At 60.6% G+C, this 16,654-nt stretch carries 17 protein-coding genes and 1 pseudogene; 13 read left to right on the top strand and 5 right to left on the bottom strand.

What is annotated here, in order from left to right:
• Positions 1–3 precede the first annotated feature (3 nt).
• Complete coding sequence (locus BN2694_RS12800; RefSeq protein WP_135666108.1) at positions 4–1,014, bottom strand: hypothetical protein; 1,011 nt, start codon at positions 1,012–1,014, stop codon at positions 4–6.
• A gap of 444 nt (positions 1,015–1,458) precedes the next feature.
• On the opposite strand from BN2694_RS12800, the pseudogene BN2694_RS12795 reads away from it, so the two are divergent.
• Positions 1,459–1,557, top strand: a pseudogene (locus BN2694_RS12795) (sulfite exporter TauE/SafE family protein); the annotation flags it as partial.
• Between the two features lie 230 nt (positions 1,558–1,787).
• Here the strand turns inward: BN2694_RS12795 and BN2694_RS12790 are convergent.
• Both BN2694_RS12790 and BN2694_RS12785 read right to left on the bottom strand, forming a co-directional pair.
• Entirely contained in the window at positions 1,788–2,471 is a 684-nt protein-coding gene (locus BN2694_RS12790; RefSeq protein WP_135666106.1) for a hypothetical protein, read from the bottom strand.
• A 2-nt stretch (positions 2,472–2,473) separates the two neighbouring features.
• Complete coding sequence (locus tag BN2694_RS12785) at positions 2,474–2,959, bottom strand: hypothetical protein (RefSeq protein WP_135666104.1); 486 nt, start codon at positions 2,957–2,959, stop codon at positions 2,474–2,476.
• Between the two features lie 203 nt (positions 2,960–3,162).
• Here BN2694_RS12785 and BN2694_RS12780 point away from each other — a divergent pair, with 203 nt between their 5' ends.
• Together BN2694_RS12780 and BN2694_RS12775 are read left to right on the top strand one after the other, a co-directional pair.
• The gene (locus tag BN2694_RS12780; RefSeq protein ID WP_135666102.1) at positions 3,163–3,477 is read left to right on the top strand and encodes a YbjQ family protein; all 315 of its coding nucleotides are present in this window, start codon (positions 3,163–3,165) and stop codon (positions 3,475–3,477) included.
• 24 nt (positions 3,478–3,501) lie between these two features.
• Positions 3,502–3,966 carry a hypothetical protein gene (locus BN2694_RS12775; protein WP_135666100.1) on the top strand — a complete coding sequence of 155 codons (465 nt, stop codon included), beginning with the start codon at positions 3,502–3,504 and terminating at the stop codon, positions 3,964–3,966.
• Positions 3,967–3,997: 31 nt separating this feature from the next.
• Here the strand turns inward: BN2694_RS12775 and BN2694_RS12770 are convergent, their stop codons facing one another.
• Positions 3,998–4,804 (bottom strand): M48 family metallopeptidase, encoded by an 807-nt coding sequence (locus BN2694_RS12770; protein ID WP_394346588.1) that lies wholly within the window; start codon positions 4,802–4,804, stop codon positions 3,998–4,000.
• 283 nt (positions 4,805–5,087) lie between these two features.
• Positions 5,088–6,605 carry a 2,3-bisphosphoglycerate-independent phosphoglycerate mutase gene (gpmI, locus tag BN2694_RS12765; protein WP_135666098.1) on the bottom strand — a complete coding sequence of 506 codons (1,518 nt, stop codon included), beginning with the start codon at positions 6,603–6,605 and terminating at the stop codon, positions 5,088–5,090.
• Between the two features lie 423 nt (positions 6,606–7,028).
• On the opposite strand from gpmI, the gene BN2694_RS12760 reads away from it, so the two are divergent.
• From BN2694_RS12760 to BN2694_RS12725, 10 genes are all read left to right on the top strand, one after another.
• Positions 7,029–8,297 (top strand): DNA double-strand break repair nuclease NurA, encoded by a 1,269-nt coding sequence (locus BN2694_RS12760; RefSeq protein ID WP_135666096.1) that lies wholly within the window; start codon positions 7,029–7,031, stop codon positions 8,295–8,297.
• 162 nt (positions 8,298–8,459) lie between these two features.
• Entirely contained in the window at positions 8,460–8,627 is a 168-nt protein-coding gene (locus tag BN2694_RS17190) for a hypothetical protein (protein WP_167880035.1), read from the top strand.
• Positions 8,628–8,758: 131 nt separating this feature from the next.
• A complete protein-coding gene (locus BN2694_RS17185) occupies positions 8,759–8,926 on the top strand; it encodes a hypothetical protein (RefSeq protein ID WP_167880034.1) in 168 nt (55 codons plus the stop codon).
• Positions 8,927–9,273: 347 nt separating this feature from the next.
• Positions 9,274–10,428 (top strand): PstS family phosphate ABC transporter substrate-binding protein, encoded by a 1,155-nt coding sequence (locus tag BN2694_RS12755; protein ID WP_135666094.1) that lies wholly within the window; start codon positions 9,274–9,276, stop codon positions 10,426–10,428.
• A gap of 36 nt (positions 10,429–10,464) precedes the next feature.
• Positions 10,465–11,571 carry a phosphate ABC transporter permease subunit PstC gene (pstC, locus tag BN2694_RS12750; RefSeq protein WP_135666092.1) on the top strand — a complete coding sequence of 369 codons (1,107 nt, stop codon included), beginning with the start codon at positions 10,465–10,467 and terminating at the stop codon, positions 11,569–11,571.
• Complete coding sequence (gene pstA / locus BN2694_RS12745; protein ID WP_135666090.1) at positions 11,568–13,169, top strand: phosphate ABC transporter permease PstA; 1,602 nt, start codon at positions 11,568–11,570, stop codon at positions 13,167–13,169. Before pstC ends, pstA begins: the two co-directional genes overlap by 4 nt.
• The gene (gene pstB, locus BN2694_RS12740) at positions 13,162–14,070 is read left to right on the top strand and encodes a phosphate ABC transporter ATP-binding protein PstB (RefSeq protein WP_135666088.1); all 909 of its coding nucleotides are present in this window, start codon (positions 13,162–13,164) and stop codon (positions 14,068–14,070) included. Before pstA ends, pstB begins: the two co-directional genes overlap by 8 nt.
• 4 nt (positions 14,071–14,074) lie before the next feature.
• Positions 14,075–14,749: a phosphate signaling complex protein PhoU gene (gene phoU / locus BN2694_RS12735; protein ID WP_135666086.1), complete on the top strand. Its 675-nt coding sequence runs from the start codon at positions 14,075–14,077 to the stop codon at positions 14,747–14,749.
• Complete coding sequence (locus BN2694_RS12730; protein ID WP_135666084.1) at positions 14,749–15,768, top strand: AbrB/MazE/SpoVT family DNA-binding domain-containing protein; 1,020 nt, start codon at positions 14,749–14,751, stop codon at positions 15,766–15,768. The genes phoU and BN2694_RS12730 overlap by 1 nt, the downstream gene beginning before the upstream one ends.
• 65 nt (positions 15,769–15,833) lie before the next feature.
• Entirely contained in the window at positions 15,834–16,415 is a 582-nt protein-coding gene (locus BN2694_RS12725; RefSeq protein ID WP_210408975.1) for a 2-phosphosulfolactate phosphatase, read from the top strand.
• Positions 16,416–16,654: the final 239 nt, after the last annotated feature.

Here is a 16,654-nt window from a genome sequence, read left to right as displayed (position 1 = left end):
GTCTCATGCCTGGCGACTGGCCGCGCCATCAAGGTCGTCGATCTTCCGGACGGCCCGGTCCAGCTGATCGAACGAATCGATATCCGAGATCAGCGCTTCTGCATTGTCAACCGAGTAATCGACATCCTCGCTTTCCTTAGCGAGGACCGTCCCCAATTCTGTGACATCGTCCTCACTGATCGTCAGCGATGCGCTGTCGATGTCGTCCAGCACTTCCTCGAAGGGCCGACACGGGCTATTGCAGACCGAACCGCGGCAGAGGAGCTGAATTCCCTCGTCGTCACTCCGTCTGATGATCCCCTTCGAAATCGACAGTTCGTCGCCGCTCATTCCATCGAACCGGCGCAACAGCGACCCGAGTTGCTTGGTATCGATCTCGCCCCGTTCCCAAGCGCGCAGGATCACCCGCTCGGTTTTGATCTGCTCGGAGAGTTCCAACAGCGCCGCGCGACTATCCACATCGAGTTGTTCGAGGGCTCGTTGCCCGGTCTTGCCGGTCGCCCGCACGACGCGTGTGGCTTTCGACGCGGATTTGTAGACGATCCCGTTGTCAGAGACCCACCGCAACGTGTCCGCATCCATCTCGCGCAACTGCTTGGTCGTCCGATGGCGGACGGGCTGAGACACCTCACTCAAGCGGTTGGCTATCTGGCCCGTGTCGATATCCACGTCGGGGGCTTTCTTCGTGACTCGACCCACGAGCGCCATCGTCTTCGTCGAGACGCTTGCCTTCAGCCCCGTTTTCGCGGCCTTCAGCGCCCGCATCGCACGTCCGATGCGCGTGCTCGACGAGGAAAGGCGACCGACGATGGCACTTGATCCCTTGTCTCCGATAACCATCGAGATGCCCGAGCCAGTCGCGTATCCCAGATACCAGCTATTCCGGAACGTCGCGTACTCGTGGTCGTCCTCGAGAAACGGGTTACGTGTTTGCTGTTTCTGTGTGACCTGCTCGGCCATCATGCTCGGGATCTTCCCCACCACTCCGGGATTGTCCGTCACGTATCCGGCCATTGCTGCCATCTGATTCGCGGAATCTACGGGATGGCGGACGAGAGTGACGAGGTCGACGACTCGAAGCGCGATCGGATTCGATTTCGACGATCTCCGAGGCGCTCATGTTACCGACGCAATCGCCCGGGCGAACTGTTCAGCCTGCTCGATGACTTAACGAGATCTGCGAAGAACGCCCGGCGTGTCTCGGAATTCAGCTTCCGATCGAGTCGTCGAAGGCTGCCTCTGATAATTCAAAGAATCGGAATTCTCGGTAGAACGCACAACTGGCTAGCTCGGAGACGGTATCGATTCGACAAAACGAACGAACCGCAGGGTAGCAAAGCCAGAGTTGTAACAATATCTCGTCCACTTCAGCTCGTGAAGCCGGACTCCCAGCATTAGGAGGATACTGGTACACATCCGGGTATGGAGTTCGTCACAACCGAGACGGTCTCCGGAGAAGAGATCGACGAACGGCGGTTCAACTGGTTCGTCATCGCGCTCCTGTTCGTGATCTCGCTGAACATCTTCCGGCAGACTATCCCGGCGCTGTTCCTCTGATTTTGTGGGGTCAGTCTGGCTCATTACGGCCCTGATCGGCTGGCTGACTGTATTTCTCCGGATCGTACCGGAACAGTAATGCGAATACCAGGATGGCGAAACTCGCCAAAAACGATAGCCATGCCCAATCGGGTGGCGCGTCTTCGAGAGAAAGAAAGATCGCGGCAAACAATAAGTAAAAACTTAGCGTCAGCGCCATTTTCCGGAAATCGGCCTTCCAGTTCCACATCTTATAAAAAGAGACTATCCACTGGCTGTTCTATCTCCAATGATGCTGTTTCTCCACCACAGCTATCACCGCCAAATTTCGATGTTACTTCCATAGTCAGTATATCTGGGAAGGCATCGCATGAATCATCGTCCTCGTCAGTCTGGGACTCATCATCCAACCAAGCTTCACCAATACTTTCTATATCTACTACTTTATTTTTGGCTTCCGGATCAACCGGATCGATACTGCTCGGGTACGTATACTTGTGAGCCACTGTTTCGTTGTAATCAGCGGTGATTTCCCTTCGAATGTATGGTGTGTCGTAAGACGCGGAGATACTTCCGCCGGCACCATCCGCGCCTGCAGAAACGCTCATCGACCAATCTAAACTTCCTTGCTTCGGCTCTGTTGGCCCCCAATCAGTGATCTCAAGATCACCGTAGTCGTTCTGAGACCAGTCTTGAACTACTCTGGTTTCCATATTCGGAGCATCGAATGCATCGTCTAATTTCTTCCCGGGCCACTGTTTGACTTGAGGGATACAAGCATAATTAGTTTCTCCGGTACGATTGTCATTTTCGACCTTATACATTTCAACATAAAGATCGGTCAATCCAAAGTCAAGCGTCGCTCCAGCAACTGTGGTGGAAGCCCGCTTATCTGTGCTGATCGTCCCAATACGAGTCCAAGATGGTTCTGGCATGATCACACACCCCCTTCGTGTTTTCGACGGAATTTATCGAGATCACGATGGGCCCATTTTACCCGGTCTTCTACACCGATGGATTTTGCTTTCTCAGGTATCTTCTTCTGCAACGCCTTCCGCTGCTGGGATGAAACACTCTTCTTATTTTGCTCTTTGTCTACGGGATCATTTATACATTTTATAACTTCAATCGGAGCCCCGTTTTCGACTGCGATTCCGTATCCAACCAATTTGCCGTCGGTCGGTACCGGATTACCCGATACGGCAATCTCCGATACGGAACTCGTATTTGATGAGAGTTTTTTCCGTATTGTCTCCCGTACGCGTTGGATTTGGTTTTCCTGAATCGGCTTGTCGGCTGTTCCCTTAACGATTTGTGGGTTCAGGGCCCCGGATTTTGCTTTTGCGCCCCCCATAAGGACACCGAAACCCGTGATTGCGGTACCACAGCTTTTCAACATTGTTCTTCTGTTGAACTGCATCATGTTTCGAGCCACAAAGAAGGATTATATTGCTGCTTAATAATAGTTCTGAATTACATTTCTATATTTGATTATAAAAATATATTTCTGCGCCGACTAACCATGAAGGTAAAGTATATATAAGCGACATTTACTCCGTCATCTTAGTTCTTCAATTCCAGAAATTTGAGATCTAGTTTTTTGTAGGGTGATCGAAAATATCTGATATGGAGTTCGTCACGACCGAAACAGTCCCAGGAGAAGAGATCGACGAAGCGCTCGGTATCGCCCGCGGAAACACGGTCAAGGCCCGCAACGTCGGGCGTGACATCACCCAAAGTATCCGCAATATCACTGGCGGGGAGTTGAAAGCCTACTCCGAGTTGTTGACCGACGCTCGCGACGAGGCCATGCAGCGGATGGCCGACGACGCCCGCTCGATGGGAGCCGACGCAGTCGTCAACGTTCGCCTAGAGAGTTCCGAGATCGCCAACGGCGGCTCGGAGGTCATCGCCTACGGGACCGCGGTTACGTTCGAGTGAGGGTCACAGCGCCAGCTACTTCGGATGGTCGAACGAACGGATCCGGGAAGCGTCGGTGTCGTCGCGGGCCGCGTCGTCGGCGTCCTGACGACGATACTGACCGTCGCCGTACTGGTGACCCACCAGGAGTCGTTTTACCAGGTGGTACGATGGGTAGTCGCCGGATTCGGGAGTGATGTCGACGTCCCAGTGTGGGTACTGTTCTGGGCGAACATCGGTGCGGTCGCAATAGCTCGCTACAGCGTCTGTTACGTCGCCGGGTCGCTGTTTGGCGTGCTTTACGACTGGCTCGACCGCCCTGGGGTCGAGTTCGTCGCGGCCATTGCGCTCGTGACCGGCATTATAGACGGATTCTATGGCGGTTTCAGTGCGGGCAGCCTCGCCGTCGGTGTGGCGTACGTCTTCTCGTGGCTAGTGTACGTGCCCGTGTTTGCGTGGCTGCTGGAAGATGACGACGCAGCCGAGAACGGGCCGATCCGACTGGAGTGAACGACGACGGGAACCGACGGCAGCTGCGAAATCAGTCCCGGAGGCGCCGGATGCGTTCCTCGGTCGGCGGGTGCGTCGAGAAGATTTTCGACAGCAAACTCCGTTCTTCACCCTGGATACAGAGGGCACTGGCCTGCTCGTCGATTCGGGAGCTGCTGTGATCGGCCGAGCTGATCTTCTCGAGGGCGCGCGCAAGCGGTTCACCACCCGTGATCTGGGCGGCATCACTGTCGGCGACGTACTCGCGGTACCGCGAGATAGCCATCACGAAGATCGAGACGATGAACTGGACGATGTTCCCGACGACCATCGCCATGATGAAGTCGCCGAAGTCGTTGTCACCTGCAAACAGCACGGAGAACTGGGCGACGATACCGACGATCGAGGCGATGCCCTGGCCGATCACCATCATCACCACGTCGCGATTGCGGATATGGGCCAGTTCGTGTGCGAGGACACCCTCCAATTCTTCGTGCTCGAGCATGTGGATGAGTTCCGCCGAAACGACCACGACGCCGGCTTTCTTTCGACCGACGGCGAAGGCGTTGGGCACGCCCATCTCGGCGACCATCACGCGGGGTTTGTCGATACCCATCCGGTCGCTCATCCGCTCGATCGAACGGTGGATATCCCGGAATCGAGGGTCGTCTTCCGGCATGTCCTGTGCACCGACACTCCGGAGGGCCGCCCACTTACCGATCTTGTATTGGACGCCGACGAAGAGAACGCTGCCCAGCAGGATCAACGCGAGCACCGTCGTGCCACCGCCGAAGGCGGCGTAGGCGAACAGTGCCACTACCGCGTAGAATCCGAACAGGATGGACCCGACGACGGCCATCCTGAACTTCAAGCCTGGATGTCTCATATCATCCATCGGTAGCCCGTGAACGCTCATAAACTTCCTGGCATCGACAGACTGGGTCCGGTTGTCGAGTGCGGCATCTACGTGCTGGTCGGCCTCGCGGCGCTGTAGACGGTCTATCTCGCGACCCGGATCGCCGGCGTCGATGTGCCAAAGCCGGACCTCGAAACGACCGAAGGCGGCCCACCGGAGCAAGTGCGGCCGCGACGGTGGCTTTCGTACAGGCGAGTGAAAAAACGAAGCAGATTTTCCGGGTCAGTTATTCGAGTAGGGACTCGCCGGTCATCTCCGCCGGTTCGTCGACGGCGAGCAGTTCCAGTAGCGTCGGTGCGATATCACATAGCGACCCACCCGAGCGAACCGTCCGGCCGCCGTCGTCACCGTCGCTGGTGAGATAGACGATCGGGACATCGTTGAGCGTGTGGGCAGTATGGGGATCCTCGACCGTGCCGAGGTCATCGGCGTTACCGTGGTCGGCAGTGATGAGGACGTCAGCACCGGCCGCCTGGACCGAATCGACGAGCCGACCGAGCTGTTCGTCGACGGCTTCGACGGCGGCGATCGCGGCATCGAAGTCACCAGTGTGACCGACCATGTCGGGGTTGGCGTAGTTCAGGACCATCAGGTCCGGGTCGTCGCTCTCGATGTACTGGATGGCGGTGTCAGTCACGCCCTCCGCGCTCATCTCTGGCTGTTCGTCGTAGGTGGGCACGTCCGGACTCTCGACGATCTCGCGGAGTTCACCGTCGAATTTGACCTCGCGGCCGCCGTTGAGGAAGTACGTCACGTGAGGGTACTTCTCGGACTCGGCGAGGCGCAACTGCGTCCCGCCCGCTTCGGAGACGACCTCGCCCAACGTGTTCGCCGGCCGGTTGGGCGGATAGGCTACCGGGAGGTCAAACGTCTCGTCGTATTGGGTCATCGTGACGTAGTGGGTCTCGGGCGGCGCGGTGTCGAACTCCCAGTCCGGATCGATCGAGTTGAGCATCCGAGTGAGCTGACGAGCCCGATCCGACCGGAAATTGAAGAAGATCACGGCGTCACCGTCTTCGAGGGCCGCGCCGCCCTCGACCAGCGTCGGTTCGATGAACTCGTCGGTGGTATCCCGGTCGTAGGATTCCTCTGTGGCCGTTACGGGATCGGGTGCCGAGAACTCGGCCTCGCGATCGACGATGGCGTCGTAGGCTTTCTTCGTTCGCTCCCAGTTCTGGTCGCGGTCCATGGCGTGATAGCGGCCCGTCACAGTCGCGACATCGCCAGTGCCGTTCTCGTCGATAACACCTTGCAGTTCCCGGAGGTAGTCCGCGCCGCCGGTCGGCGACGTGTCCCGGCCGTCCATGAAGGCGTGCGTGACCGCTTCGACGCCGTTGTCGGCAGCCATCTCGATGAGCGCGTGGAGGTGGGTCTGCCGGGAGTGGACCCCGCCGTCGCTAACTAGGCCCATGAAGTGGACCCGCCCGTCGTTGTCGTTGGCGTACTCCATCGCCGCCAGCAGGTTCTCGTTCTCGAAGAACGAGCCGTCCTCGATGTCGTCAGTGATCCGGGTGGTGTCCTGTTTGACGACGCGACCGGCACCGATGTTGAGATGGCCGACCTCGCTGTTGCCCATCTGACCCTCCGGGAGGCCGACACGGCGGCCCGAGACATCCAGTCGACTGTGTCCGCCAGCGTCCCAGTAAGCGTCGAAGTTCGGCGTATCCGCGGCCTTTACCGCATCGCGGGCGCCTTCGTCGTCGTTGAGACCCCAGCCGTCGAGGATGATAAGTCCTGCATCCATACCCGGACGTTCCAGTCCGAGGGTAATACCTTTTGATATTTAGCGGTAAATCCCGCCACATTCGGCCGCTCGTCTATCAGTTTCGCCATTATAGTTCAGGATATAAATTCGGACGAGAGACCTACCCGCGCGGTTCCCGCGGGTCGGCGGGGAAATCACGACACTCGGTCTGTCCGGAAGACCGGGAGGGGATCAGATCGGCTACCGCCATGACTGGTCACGTCGGAATTACCCGATCGGCGACCGCTCGCTCCGCGCCCCGGCTCCATCGACGAGTGGGCGCGCCTAGACGACCTACTCGGAGACATTGAACTGCCGACGACAGCCGATAAGGGGTCCGGTGAGCGATTCGTGCCGGGTCGCCACGCCGTCGCGTGGGTTGACCCCGTAGTTTTTGTTTCCGGCCGCAAAGAGAGAGAGAGGATGACGCTCGATCCGGTACACGTCGAGGGGATCGCGCGACTGGCTGGCCGACTCGAGGGACGCGTCGAGAACGCCGAGCATCGCGATCTCGCCGAGACCGTCTGGGCGGAGTTCCTCGATCCCCTGTATCGTGACGACGAAGTGGTCCTCGAACCGCTCGACGAGCAGTACCGGCGGGCGGCGCCGCTTCCCGAGATCGCCCTCGAAGAGCGACCCTTCGACACCCAACACGGCCTGGACTCGGGAACCATCAACCCCACGACGTTCAAGAACGGCCTCGTCCTGGACGTCGCGCAGGCGGCAATGGCGGCCGTCCCGTCAGACCTGGATCTCCACCGCAGTCGGACGGTCGTCGTCGGCGCACACACCAACGACTCGACTATCGACCTCGGCGACGACGAGTGGCGCCGGAACGACGACGGGTACACCCACGAACGCCTGTTCGAGGTGCCGCGGGTTGACCGCTACGCCCAGACAGTCGTCCACGCCCTGGCGCTGTATCTCGCCGAAAGCCACCACGCGCTCGAGCGTGCCGAAGACGTGGCCGACCTCCTGATCCTCGACGGGCCGATCTACCCGACCGGGTTGCTCAACTGGGCCGACCGACACCCCGAGCTGGCGAACTTGCTGGAGACCGACGAGCGCCCCCTCGACGTCGTCGAGAACTACGTCCGCCTGGTCGAACGGTTCGTCGACCGCGACGTGCCGATCGTCGGGTTTGTCAAGAACAGCGAGGCGAACGGATTGACACGGGCGTTGCGCGAGCGAACGGCTGCGCCCTGGGCGAACGACAACGCCCTCTTCGAACACGTCCTCTCCCGACGAGAGGGTGGAGAGATCCGAACCGACACGATCACGTACACCAACTGGTTCCGGTCGCGGGTCGGGACAGATCGCGTGCTCTCGGCGGCCGGCGATGCCCTCGGGATCGAACGATCGCTCGATCCAGAAGCCTACGAAGTAACGTTCTTCGCACTGTACGATCCCCGGACCGAGTTGGTCTACCGGGTCGAAGCGCCCTACGCCGTGACGAGCGATCCCGACCGGCGGGAGCACTTGACCAAACAGATCGTCGCCGACGTGGCCACAGAGCGCGGCCCTCCGGTCGCTGTCGCCAAGGCCGACGAACTCGCCCGGATCGGCGCCGCGGGCAAAGAACAACTGCGCGATCGTATCGGCCGGGAGTTCGACAGCGACCCGCAACGCTCCTATGACGATCACCGGTGGGGTACCGGCCGTGATTCGGTCGATACCTCGGGGAGGGAGTGAGACAACGGGGCCAGCGCGATCGGTCTCGGCGACGTCTCTCGCCTTCGGGAGTCGCCAGCCACGATCAGGTGGCTGAACCGCACGCGAACCGAGAGCCGATTGGTAGGCCTGTCGACCGATCGTGGAGAAATATTAATTATATTCCAGCATATACAATGAAGTATGGCGAAAGAATGGCGATGTACGTCATGTGGAAAAGTACAGATCAGGACCGTGATCGGCCACGTCCGATCGGGGCCGCCAGAGGAGTGTGGCGACTGTGGGAACGACGAGTTCGAGGAGACGACGCTCGGTGCCACTCACACCGTCCTCGATTCGGTCCTCTCGTAACCGGTCTCCCAGGGAGAGTCTCGGCCGAGAAAACCGCGTGACTGGACGTATAGCGCCGCACCATCATATAATATAGATTATGATATATTTATGAAGAAAGGTTCAATAGTCAGCAAATAATACCATTAAATATGGCGAAAGAGTGGCGGTGCACCCAATGCGGCAAAGTACAGACCCGTTCGCTCGTGAGCCACGTCAGAGAGGGGCCGCCCGAAGCGTGTGAAGCCTGCGGCAACGACGAGTTCGAGGTGACAGTGCTCGGGTCGGCACACTCGGCACTGGACTCGGTCATCCCCTGAGACAGCGACGAACCCAGCAAACGATCGCGAGCGCATTGACGATTGATCAGCGATGGCTGTGAAGGGAATTCTCGAAGGTCGTCTCAAAGATGTCGACCCCGTCGAGCCTTCGGCCCACAGCGATTGCTACTGCTCAATGTGATCGGAAACTCACGGGACACGAGAGCAGGACCGAGGTGTGACGAAGTGATCGGTAAGCTGTCAGTCACTCACCGAATAATATATCTACATAGATCATGGTAGTCCCACATAGCGGTCAGGGAAGCTCATTTTGATCCGGATAGTCCAATAGCGGACCGTACACCTATTATAAACCCCTTTAGTCAGATCACCCAGTGCTTCTATCGATGACGCGAGATTCGACGCGTCCAGACGGGGCATCACGGCGGAAATTCATCCTCTCGGCCGGCGCGCTCGGGGTCGGTGCGCTGGCGGGCTGTAGCGGTGGGAATAATACGACTGAGAGCCAGCCAGAAGCCGACGACGGCGAGAGTGGAGGCAAACAAAACACCTCGACACCGACGGAATCAGGTGACTCGATGGACACGAGCGTCCTGACGGGCGACGGCTCCTCGACGGTGTTCCCAATCACGAACACTGGTTCGAGTTACTGGAACTCAAACCCCGAACCCGGCGACGAGGACTACTGGCCCGCAGAGTGGGCGTCCGAGACCTACGACACGGACATGCGGCTCGCGGACTTCTTCGCCCAGGATTATGGCTACGAAGAGACTGGCGAGCGCTCGGTCCCGCCGTTCCGCGTCTCGATCGCGCTGTCGCACTCCGGGACCGGCATCGAAGGTGCCATGGAAGGGCGCGTCGACATCGGCGATGCGTCGGCGTCCGCAGAAGCCGAACTCGCTGGCTCGAACCCCGGCGAGGAGACGCTCAATAACTTCGTCAATCACGTCGTCGGCGTCGACGGCCAGCCCATCGTGGCCAGTCGAGAGATCGTGGACGCTGGCGTCTCCCAGATCACACTCGACGAACTCAAGGGCATCTACCGCCAGGAGATCACCAACTGGAGCGAACTGGGTGGCCCGGATCGTGAAATCCTCGCCCTGGGTCGCGCCGAGGGATCGGGCACCGACACCTCCTTCCGGAGCAACGTCTACGGTGACCCCGAGGCTCCAATCAGTCCCGACCAGCGCTTCGGCCAGAACCAACAGCTTCAGCAGGCAGTCTCTCAGGCGGACAACGCCATCGCCTACATCGCCCTGGCGTTCGTCGAACCCGACGGGGCGACGCCGCCGATCGGCCTCGAGATCGACGGGACCCTCTATGAGTACGGCAATAACCTGGGCGCCCAGGAGTACCCCCTATCGCGAGATCTGCACGCCTACACCTGGAAAGACACCTCCCGAAAGGAGGCGGCCTTCATCAACTTCCTCCTGAGTGACTTCGGACAAGAGGTCTTCGTGAAGGGTAACAACTACTTTGCGCTCCCCGATGACCGCCTCGAAAACCAACGTGAGATGGTCGCCGCTTCGAATTACGAGTAGGCTCCGCGGTCGAAGTTACAATTTCGGTAGCCCTGTATGTTTCAACAGCCATTCGCCACAGTTTCGACACGTATCGATCGTACTGTCGCTCGTGTGCGTGACTATCGGGCACGAACAGCCGACGGTGCGATCGCCATGCACGCTGTCGGCATCGTTTCGACCGTTCTTTCGTTTGCGCTGTTTTTCGGTGGCTCGGACCTGACGATCGTTCCGTTTCTGGTGTTTCTCGGCACAGTCGCGTTCGGCTGGCGCCGCTACCAGGCGGAACTCGCAAAGGGACTGACGCTGCTGACGACAGTCGCAACGGTCGCCATTCTCGTATTGATCATCGGGTTCCTGCTGATCGACGCGTTCCCCGCCTTTCGCCACATGGGACTGGACCTGTTGCTCAGAACCGAGGATCCGTTCTGGCAAGCACCAACTCCGGATGGGATCTACGCGTTGACGCCGATGATGGTCGGGACGGCACTGACGACACTCATCGCCATGGCGATCGCAGCTCCCTTCGGCATCGCGGGCGCGGTGTTCATCAGCGAGATCGCGCCGCCGCGAATCCGGGAGATCGTCAAGCCGGGGATCGAACTGATGGCCGGCATCCCGTCGATTACATACGGCTTCGTCGGCCTCACCATTGTCAACGCGTACTTTTACGATCAGTTTCGCACGCCGACGATCGGCGATTACTTCACGGCCGGCCTGATGATCGGCCTGATGGCGTTGCCGACGGTCGTCACCATCGCCGAAGACGCGCTCAACGCGGTGCCCGACTCGATGAAAGACGGCTCGATGGCGATGGGCTCGACAAAGTGGCAGACGACAAAAAGCGTCACCGTCCCGGCGGCCCTCTCTGGCGTCTCATCGGGCGTCCTGCTTGGTATCGGTCGCGCCATGGGCGAAACCATGGCCGCGACAGTCATGCTCAGCCACACCAAGGGCATTCCGGGACCGCCATTCGATGTCTTCTCCCGATGGGGCGAGACGCTAACGACCGTCATTGCCTCTGAGGGTGCCCACGCCAGAGGCATGCATCTCAGCGTCCTGTTCGCAGGTGGTGTCATCCTCTTTGGGATGGTGATGGCGCTGAGTGTCGCCTCCCAGTACGTCGAGTGGCGGATGCAACGGAAACTCGGAGGGAGACAATGAGCAACGTCGAGCGAACGACCCTCGTCGCCGGAGAGCGGACAATCAGCGGATCACTCGGCGCCAGCCTCATCGCGATCGCCTTCCTGGCGTTCGTCAGTTCCTGGGCAACGATCCTCCAGTGGCTTGAGGAAACGGGGACCTACCTCGGGGTCGCACTGTTCGACCTACTCGGAGGGTTCTTGCTCGTGATCGCCCTGGGACTCGCGATCGCCGGCCTCGCCTCGCGCTTTGGATACCTAACGTCGACGCCCTCGAGGAGTGCCGGCGTCCCGGTCGCCGTTGTGTTCGGCCTGATGTGGGCAGTCGTCGGGGGTCTCGCCGGTACGGCCTACGTCGGCGGTGCCGTCTGGATGATCGGCGCGCTCGTCGGAGCCATCCTCGGTGCCGGAACGGCACTGTTCCTGCGTGAAGACGTCGGCTCGACACTGCCTGCGGCCACGCTGGTCGGGCTGATGGGCTACGTCGTCTTGGCGGGAGAGATCACCGTCGGCTGGACCTGGGAGCCGACCTGGCTCTCCGCGGAGTTCCCGGGCAGCGAAATCGTTCCGGTCCTCGTCATCTTCGCCTCGCTGTTGGCCTTCTGGAGTGGCGCGAAAGCCAAGGAAGGGTTCGGCGCACAGGGTCGCCAGGCCGGGGTGTTCTACCTCATCGGGATGTCGATTCTCAGCATGCTCGGGGTCCTCGCGCTGTTGATTCTGTTCATCACCTGGAACGGCCTGGACGTCATGTTGACCGGTGCCAGTCTGCTCGGTGGTGAACTCGTCGTCCCCCTGCTCGGCGTGGGGCTGCCGTTTCCCGAGTTGCCGTTCGTGACGAACGTGACTGGCGGCCTCTTCGTCGAAATTCCGGGCGTGCTCCCAGCAGCCATGGGGACCCTGTGGCTGGTGTTCGGCGCCATGCTCTTTGCCGTGCCACTCGGTGTCGGCGCGGCGATCTTCCTCACGGAGTACGCCGAACAGGGCCGCATGACCCAGATCGTCGAGGTCGCGACCAACGGACTCTGGAGTACGCCGAGCATCGTCTTCGGGCTGTTCGGCATGACGTTCCTCGTCCCGCGGATCAGCGGTGGGAACTCGATCATCGTCGGCCAGCTCGTGTTGGGCTTCATGCTGCTTCCGCTCGTGTTGATCACCAGCCGTGAATCGATCCTGGCGGTCCCCGACGAGTATCGGGACGCGAGTGCGGCACTGGGTGTCACCCGGTGGGAGACGATCAAGAGCGTGGTCGTCCCGGCGTCGATGCCGGGCGTCATCACCGGCGTGATCATCGGTGTCGGCCGGATCGCCGGCGAGACGGCACCGCTGTTGCTCGTCTTCGGTGGGTCACCGTTCCCGGACTCGACGCCGAACGTGCTGGGTTCGTTCGAGTTCTCGCTGTCGCCCCCATTCGTCACGAACCAGGCGCTGCTCGAACCCGCGAGTGCCCTGCCCTACCAGCTGTATTCGTCGATCACGGCCGGAGTGTTCCCCAAGGAGATTTTCACTGACACCGAGTTCGGCTGGGGGACGGCCCTGGTCTTGTTGTTGATCGTCATCGGACTGTACGCAATCGGTATCGGGAGCCGGCTCTACTTCCGGAGGAAACTGAACTATGAGTGATGCACAACTCGACCGGACGGACGGACAGCGCGCCGCGAGTACGCCGACGACGACCGGCGAAACCAACGAACAGCTCGAAGAAGCCTGGACGAACTACGAGTCCGACCGGGAGACGAAACTCGCGGTCGAGGACTTGGACGTCTACTACGGCGACGAGCAGGCCCTCCGCGGGATCTCGATGGACATCCCCGAGCAGAGCGTCACGGCCCTGATCGGTCCCTCTGGGTGTGGCAAGTCGACGTTCCTGCGCTCGCTCAATCGCATGAACGACCGCATCTCCAGCGCCAGCATCGAAGGGTCGGTCGAACTCGACGGCCAGGAGATCTACCAGGAGGGAATCAACCTCGTCGAGTTGCGCAAGCGCGTCGGGATGGTGTTCCAGCACCCGAACCCCTTCCCGAAGTCGATTCGGGACAACATCGCCTACGGACCGCGCAAACACGGCGACATCACTCGCGGGACGCTCGCCCGGTTGCTCGGTCGCGACGAGAAGGAAGCCGAGGACGAACTCGTCGAACACTCGCTGAAGCAAGCGGCGTTGTGGGACGAGGTAAAGGACCGGCTGGACGACAACGCACTTGGGCTGTCCGGCGGCCAGCAACAGCGGCTGTGCATCGGGCGGTGTCTCGCCGTCGATCCGGAAGTCATCCTGATGGACGAGCCAGCGAGCGCGCTGGACCCGATCGCCACCTCGAAAATCGAAGACCTCATCGAAGAACTTGCCGAGTCCTACACCGTCGTCATCGTCACCCACAATATGCAGCAGGCGGCCCGAATCTCGGATCAGACGGCCGTCTTCCTCACCGGTGGCGAACTCGTCGAGTACGACGACACCGAGAAGATCTTCGAGAACCCCGAGAGCCAGCGCGTCGAGGATTACGTCACCGGTAAGTTCGGGTAATCTCATGGCGCGAGAGGCGTACCGCGAGGCGCTTGACGCGCTCCGGTCTGCGGTTCTGGAGATGGGGAGGCTCGTACTCGAACGTCTCGATAGCGCGTTGCATGCCATCGAAACTGACGACGACGATCTCGCCCAGGGGGTCATCGACGGCGACGAGGACGTCAACCAGCAGTACCTCGACATCGAGGCCCAGTGCATCGACCTCTTCGCGCTGGAACAGCCTGTCGCGGGCGATCTTCGATTCGTCGCGGCCACGTTCAAGATCATCACCGACCTCGAACGCGTCGGCGACCTGGCGGCAAACCTCGGGCGATACACGTTATCGAGTACCCGAACGGACGTCCCCGACATCGACGCCGCTGGGATCGGTCAAGAAGCAACCGGGGCGTTCGAAGCGGCGTTGGCGGCCTACGACGAGCGAGATCCCGACGCCTGCCGGGAAGTCGCCGAGCGGGACGACGAACTCGACGCGCTCTGTCAGCGAGCCAGCGAGCGGGTCGTCAGAGACCTCCTCGAACGCGAGCCCCGGCCTGACGCCTGGGCGCTGGAGGTACTCCTCGACGATGTAGCGAGTGCGCTGTTGACGATTCGTGACATCGAACGGATCGGAGATCACGCCGTCAATATCGCCGCTCGAACACTGTACGCCGTCGACGGCGATCCGGAGTTGATCTACTGATGGAAACACGCAAGGTCCAGAAAGTCGGTGGCTCGACGTTCACTGTCTCGGTACCCAAAGAGTGGGCCAAACGACAGGGTCTGGAGACGAGTGAGACGGTCCGGCTGTACACTCATCGCGACGGGTCGCTGATCGTCCGGGGCAGTCAGACTGACGGCGCGAGTCTGGGCGCAGTCTCAGTGCCCGTCACGGGGTCCAGCGTCGACGCCGTCGAGCGATCCATACAGGGGGCTTATGAGGCCGGCTTCGAGCGGCTCTCGCTGCTCGCCGAGGACACCTTTTCCGACGAGCAACGCCGGGCCGCCCGGACGACCGCCCGACGACTCGTCGGGACAGAAGTCCTCGATGGCGATGCGAACGAGATCGTCGTCCGGGCGATGCTCGACGCCTCGGCGGTCTCTATTCGCCAATCGCTCGACCAGACTGTCTCGATCGTCTCGACGATGCAAGACACGGTCCGTGAGAAGTTGACCGACGACGTCGAGACGGCCGGGCAGGTCGGCGACCGAATGACGGACGTCACCCGACTGGTGGCGCTGGTCCGTCGCCACTACAACCGGTCGCTGGTATCCTTCGAAGAACTCGACGCACTCGGCATCGATCGGGTCTCACTGTCCCAGTACGACCGTGCGGCGATGCGGATCGAAGAGATCGCGTCGGCGACAGTTCGCCTGGGCAAAGCCGCTGATAGCGCCTCCCTCGACGCGGCCGATAGACAGGCGATCGCCGATCGGTTGACCGCCCTCCGGACGGCCTTCGAGGGGGCGACGAGACTCGTCGTCGAAGCGGCCAAGAGATCCTCAGCCAGCGTCGACCCCTCGCCGTTCGAGGCCCGAGGCCACCTCACTGTTGAATCCATCCACGGCGATGGCCTCGATCCGTCGCTTGCCCGGCTGTTCGATCAGTTACGACAGATCGACCAGGCCGTGCGAGCAATCGAACGGATCGGACTCCAATCCGCTGTTCGTTCCGGCCAGCCAGGCCACCGGAAGGCCGAAAACGGCCAAAACGACGACTGATCGCTATATACGACTCTTATATACGCATTTTACAGTCGGTCTCGACCATCGAACAGAGCAAACGTATGGGGCGCGACGACACAGGACACAACCGGCTCGACGAGCGCCTCATCGAACGGTGCGAGGACGTTCCAGCCGAGCCCGGCCCAGGCGCGTACGTCGTGATCGACACGATGCACTTCTCGAATACGGTCATCGAGTTGCTCGCCAGGAGCGCGATGCACGTCCACGTCCCCGACGAACGCGGCGAGGAATTCGACTACCAGGCGTCCCGTCCCGAGATGCTCATCGGCGGTGGCCGCACCGCGAGCTACGAGCCCGAGGACGGCTACGACTTCTTCAATTCGCCGAGTTACGTCCAAAACATCGATGTCGAGGGCCGGCCGGTGAGCATGACCTCGACCAACGGCGGTCGGACTGTCACGACACTTCGAGAGCGCGGTGGCGACGACGTCGACGTGTACATCGGCGCGCCGCTGAACGCACGAGCGGTTGGCACCCATCTCCGGGGCCGTGACCGCCCGGTCCGTCTCGTAAGTGCGGGCTACAAAGGGGACGTCGCCGTCGAAGATCACGTCGGCGCGGCCCTCGTCAGCCGATACCTCGACGGTATTCCGCCAGCCGAGACGACGATCGAGTTGTTCTGAGACCTGCTGGAGACGACGAAAGGCCCCGATTACGTCGAGAAGAACGCGATCCATCGGCTGGACGTTCGGGAGTACACGATGAACGTCAACGGCCGGCAGATTATCCCCAGACTGTCCGACGATGTGTTCGTCCGGACACCCGATCGTCAGCAGTCACCCGCCACTGAGCGCGGCCTGGCGAACTGAGTCTCGAAATCGTACTGAATCTGGCGAGAAGCGAGACACGAGCAATTGTCGAC

This window comes from Halorhabdus rudnickae (genome assembly GCF_900880625.1).
GTDB lineage: Archaea > Halobacteriota > Halobacteria > Halobacteriales > Haloarculaceae > Halorhabdus > Halorhabdus rudnickae.
The sequence above is the reverse complement of the archived record's forward strand: the minus strand, read 5'-3'. Positions and strand labels throughout refer to the sequence as shown.

Bases quoted from the DNA above. Each gene is read 5' to 3' on its own strand.
- BN2694_RS17185 (WP_167880034.1), top strand. From the start codon at position 8,759: ATGGCGAAAGAGTGGCGGTGCACCCAATGCGGCAAAGTACAGACCCGT.
- gpmI (WP_135666098.1), bottom strand. From the start codon at position 6,605: ATGGATGCAGGACTTATCATCCTCGACGGCTGGGGTCTCAACGACGAC.
- pstA (WP_135666090.1), top strand. From the start codon at position 11,568: ATGAGCAACGTCGAGCGAACGACCCTCGTCGCCGGAGAGCGGACAATC.
- pstC (WP_135666092.1), top strand. From the start codon at position 10,465: ATGTTTCAACAGCCATTCGCCACAGTTTCGACACGTATCGATCGTACT.
- BN2694_RS12725 (WP_210408975.1), top strand. From the start codon at position 15,834: ATGGGGCGCGACGACACAGGACACAACCGGCTCGACGAGCGCCTCATC.
- pstB (WP_135666088.1), top strand. From the start codon at position 13,162: ATGAGTGATGCACAACTCGACCGGACGGACGGACAGCGCGCCGCGAGT.
- BN2694_RS12755 (WP_135666094.1), top strand. From the start codon at position 9,274: ATGACGCGAGATTCGACGCGTCCAGACGGGGCATCACGGCGGAAATTC.
- BN2694_RS12780 (WP_135666102.1), top strand. From the start codon at position 3,163: ATGGAGTTCGTCACGACCGAAACAGTCCCAGGAGAAGAGATCGACGAA.
- BN2694_RS12770 (WP_394346588.1), bottom strand. From the start codon at position 4,804: ATGGCCGTCGTCGGGTCCATCCTGTTCGGATTCTACGCGGTAGTGGCA.
- BN2694_RS12775 (WP_135666100.1), top strand. From the start codon at position 3,502: ATGGTCGAACGAACGGATCCGGGAAGCGTCGGTGTCGTCGCGGGCCGC.
- phoU (WP_135666086.1), top strand. From the start codon at position 14,075: ATGGCGCGAGAGGCGTACCGCGAGGCGCTTGACGCGCTCCGGTCTGCG.
- BN2694_RS12785 (WP_135666104.1), bottom strand. From the start codon at position 2,959: ATGATGCAGTTCAACAGAAGAACAATGTTGAAAAGCTGTGGTACCGCA.
- BN2694_RS12800 (WP_135666108.1), bottom strand. From the start codon at position 1,014: ATGGCCGGATACGTGACGGACAATCCCGGAGTGGTGGGGAAGATCCCG.
- BN2694_RS12730 (WP_135666084.1), top strand. From the start codon at position 14,749: ATGGAAACACGCAAGGTCCAGAAAGTCGGTGGCTCGACGTTCACTGTC.
- BN2694_RS17190 (WP_167880035.1), top strand. From the start codon at position 8,460: ATGGCGAAAGAATGGCGATGTACGTCATGTGGAAAAGTACAGATCAGG.
- BN2694_RS12760 (WP_135666096.1), top strand. From the start codon at position 7,029: ATGACGCTCGATCCGGTACACGTCGAGGGGATCGCGCGACTGGCTGGC.
- BN2694_RS12790 (WP_135666106.1), bottom strand. From the start codon at position 2,471: ATGCCAGAACCATCTTGGACTCGTATTGGGACGATCAGCACAGATAAG.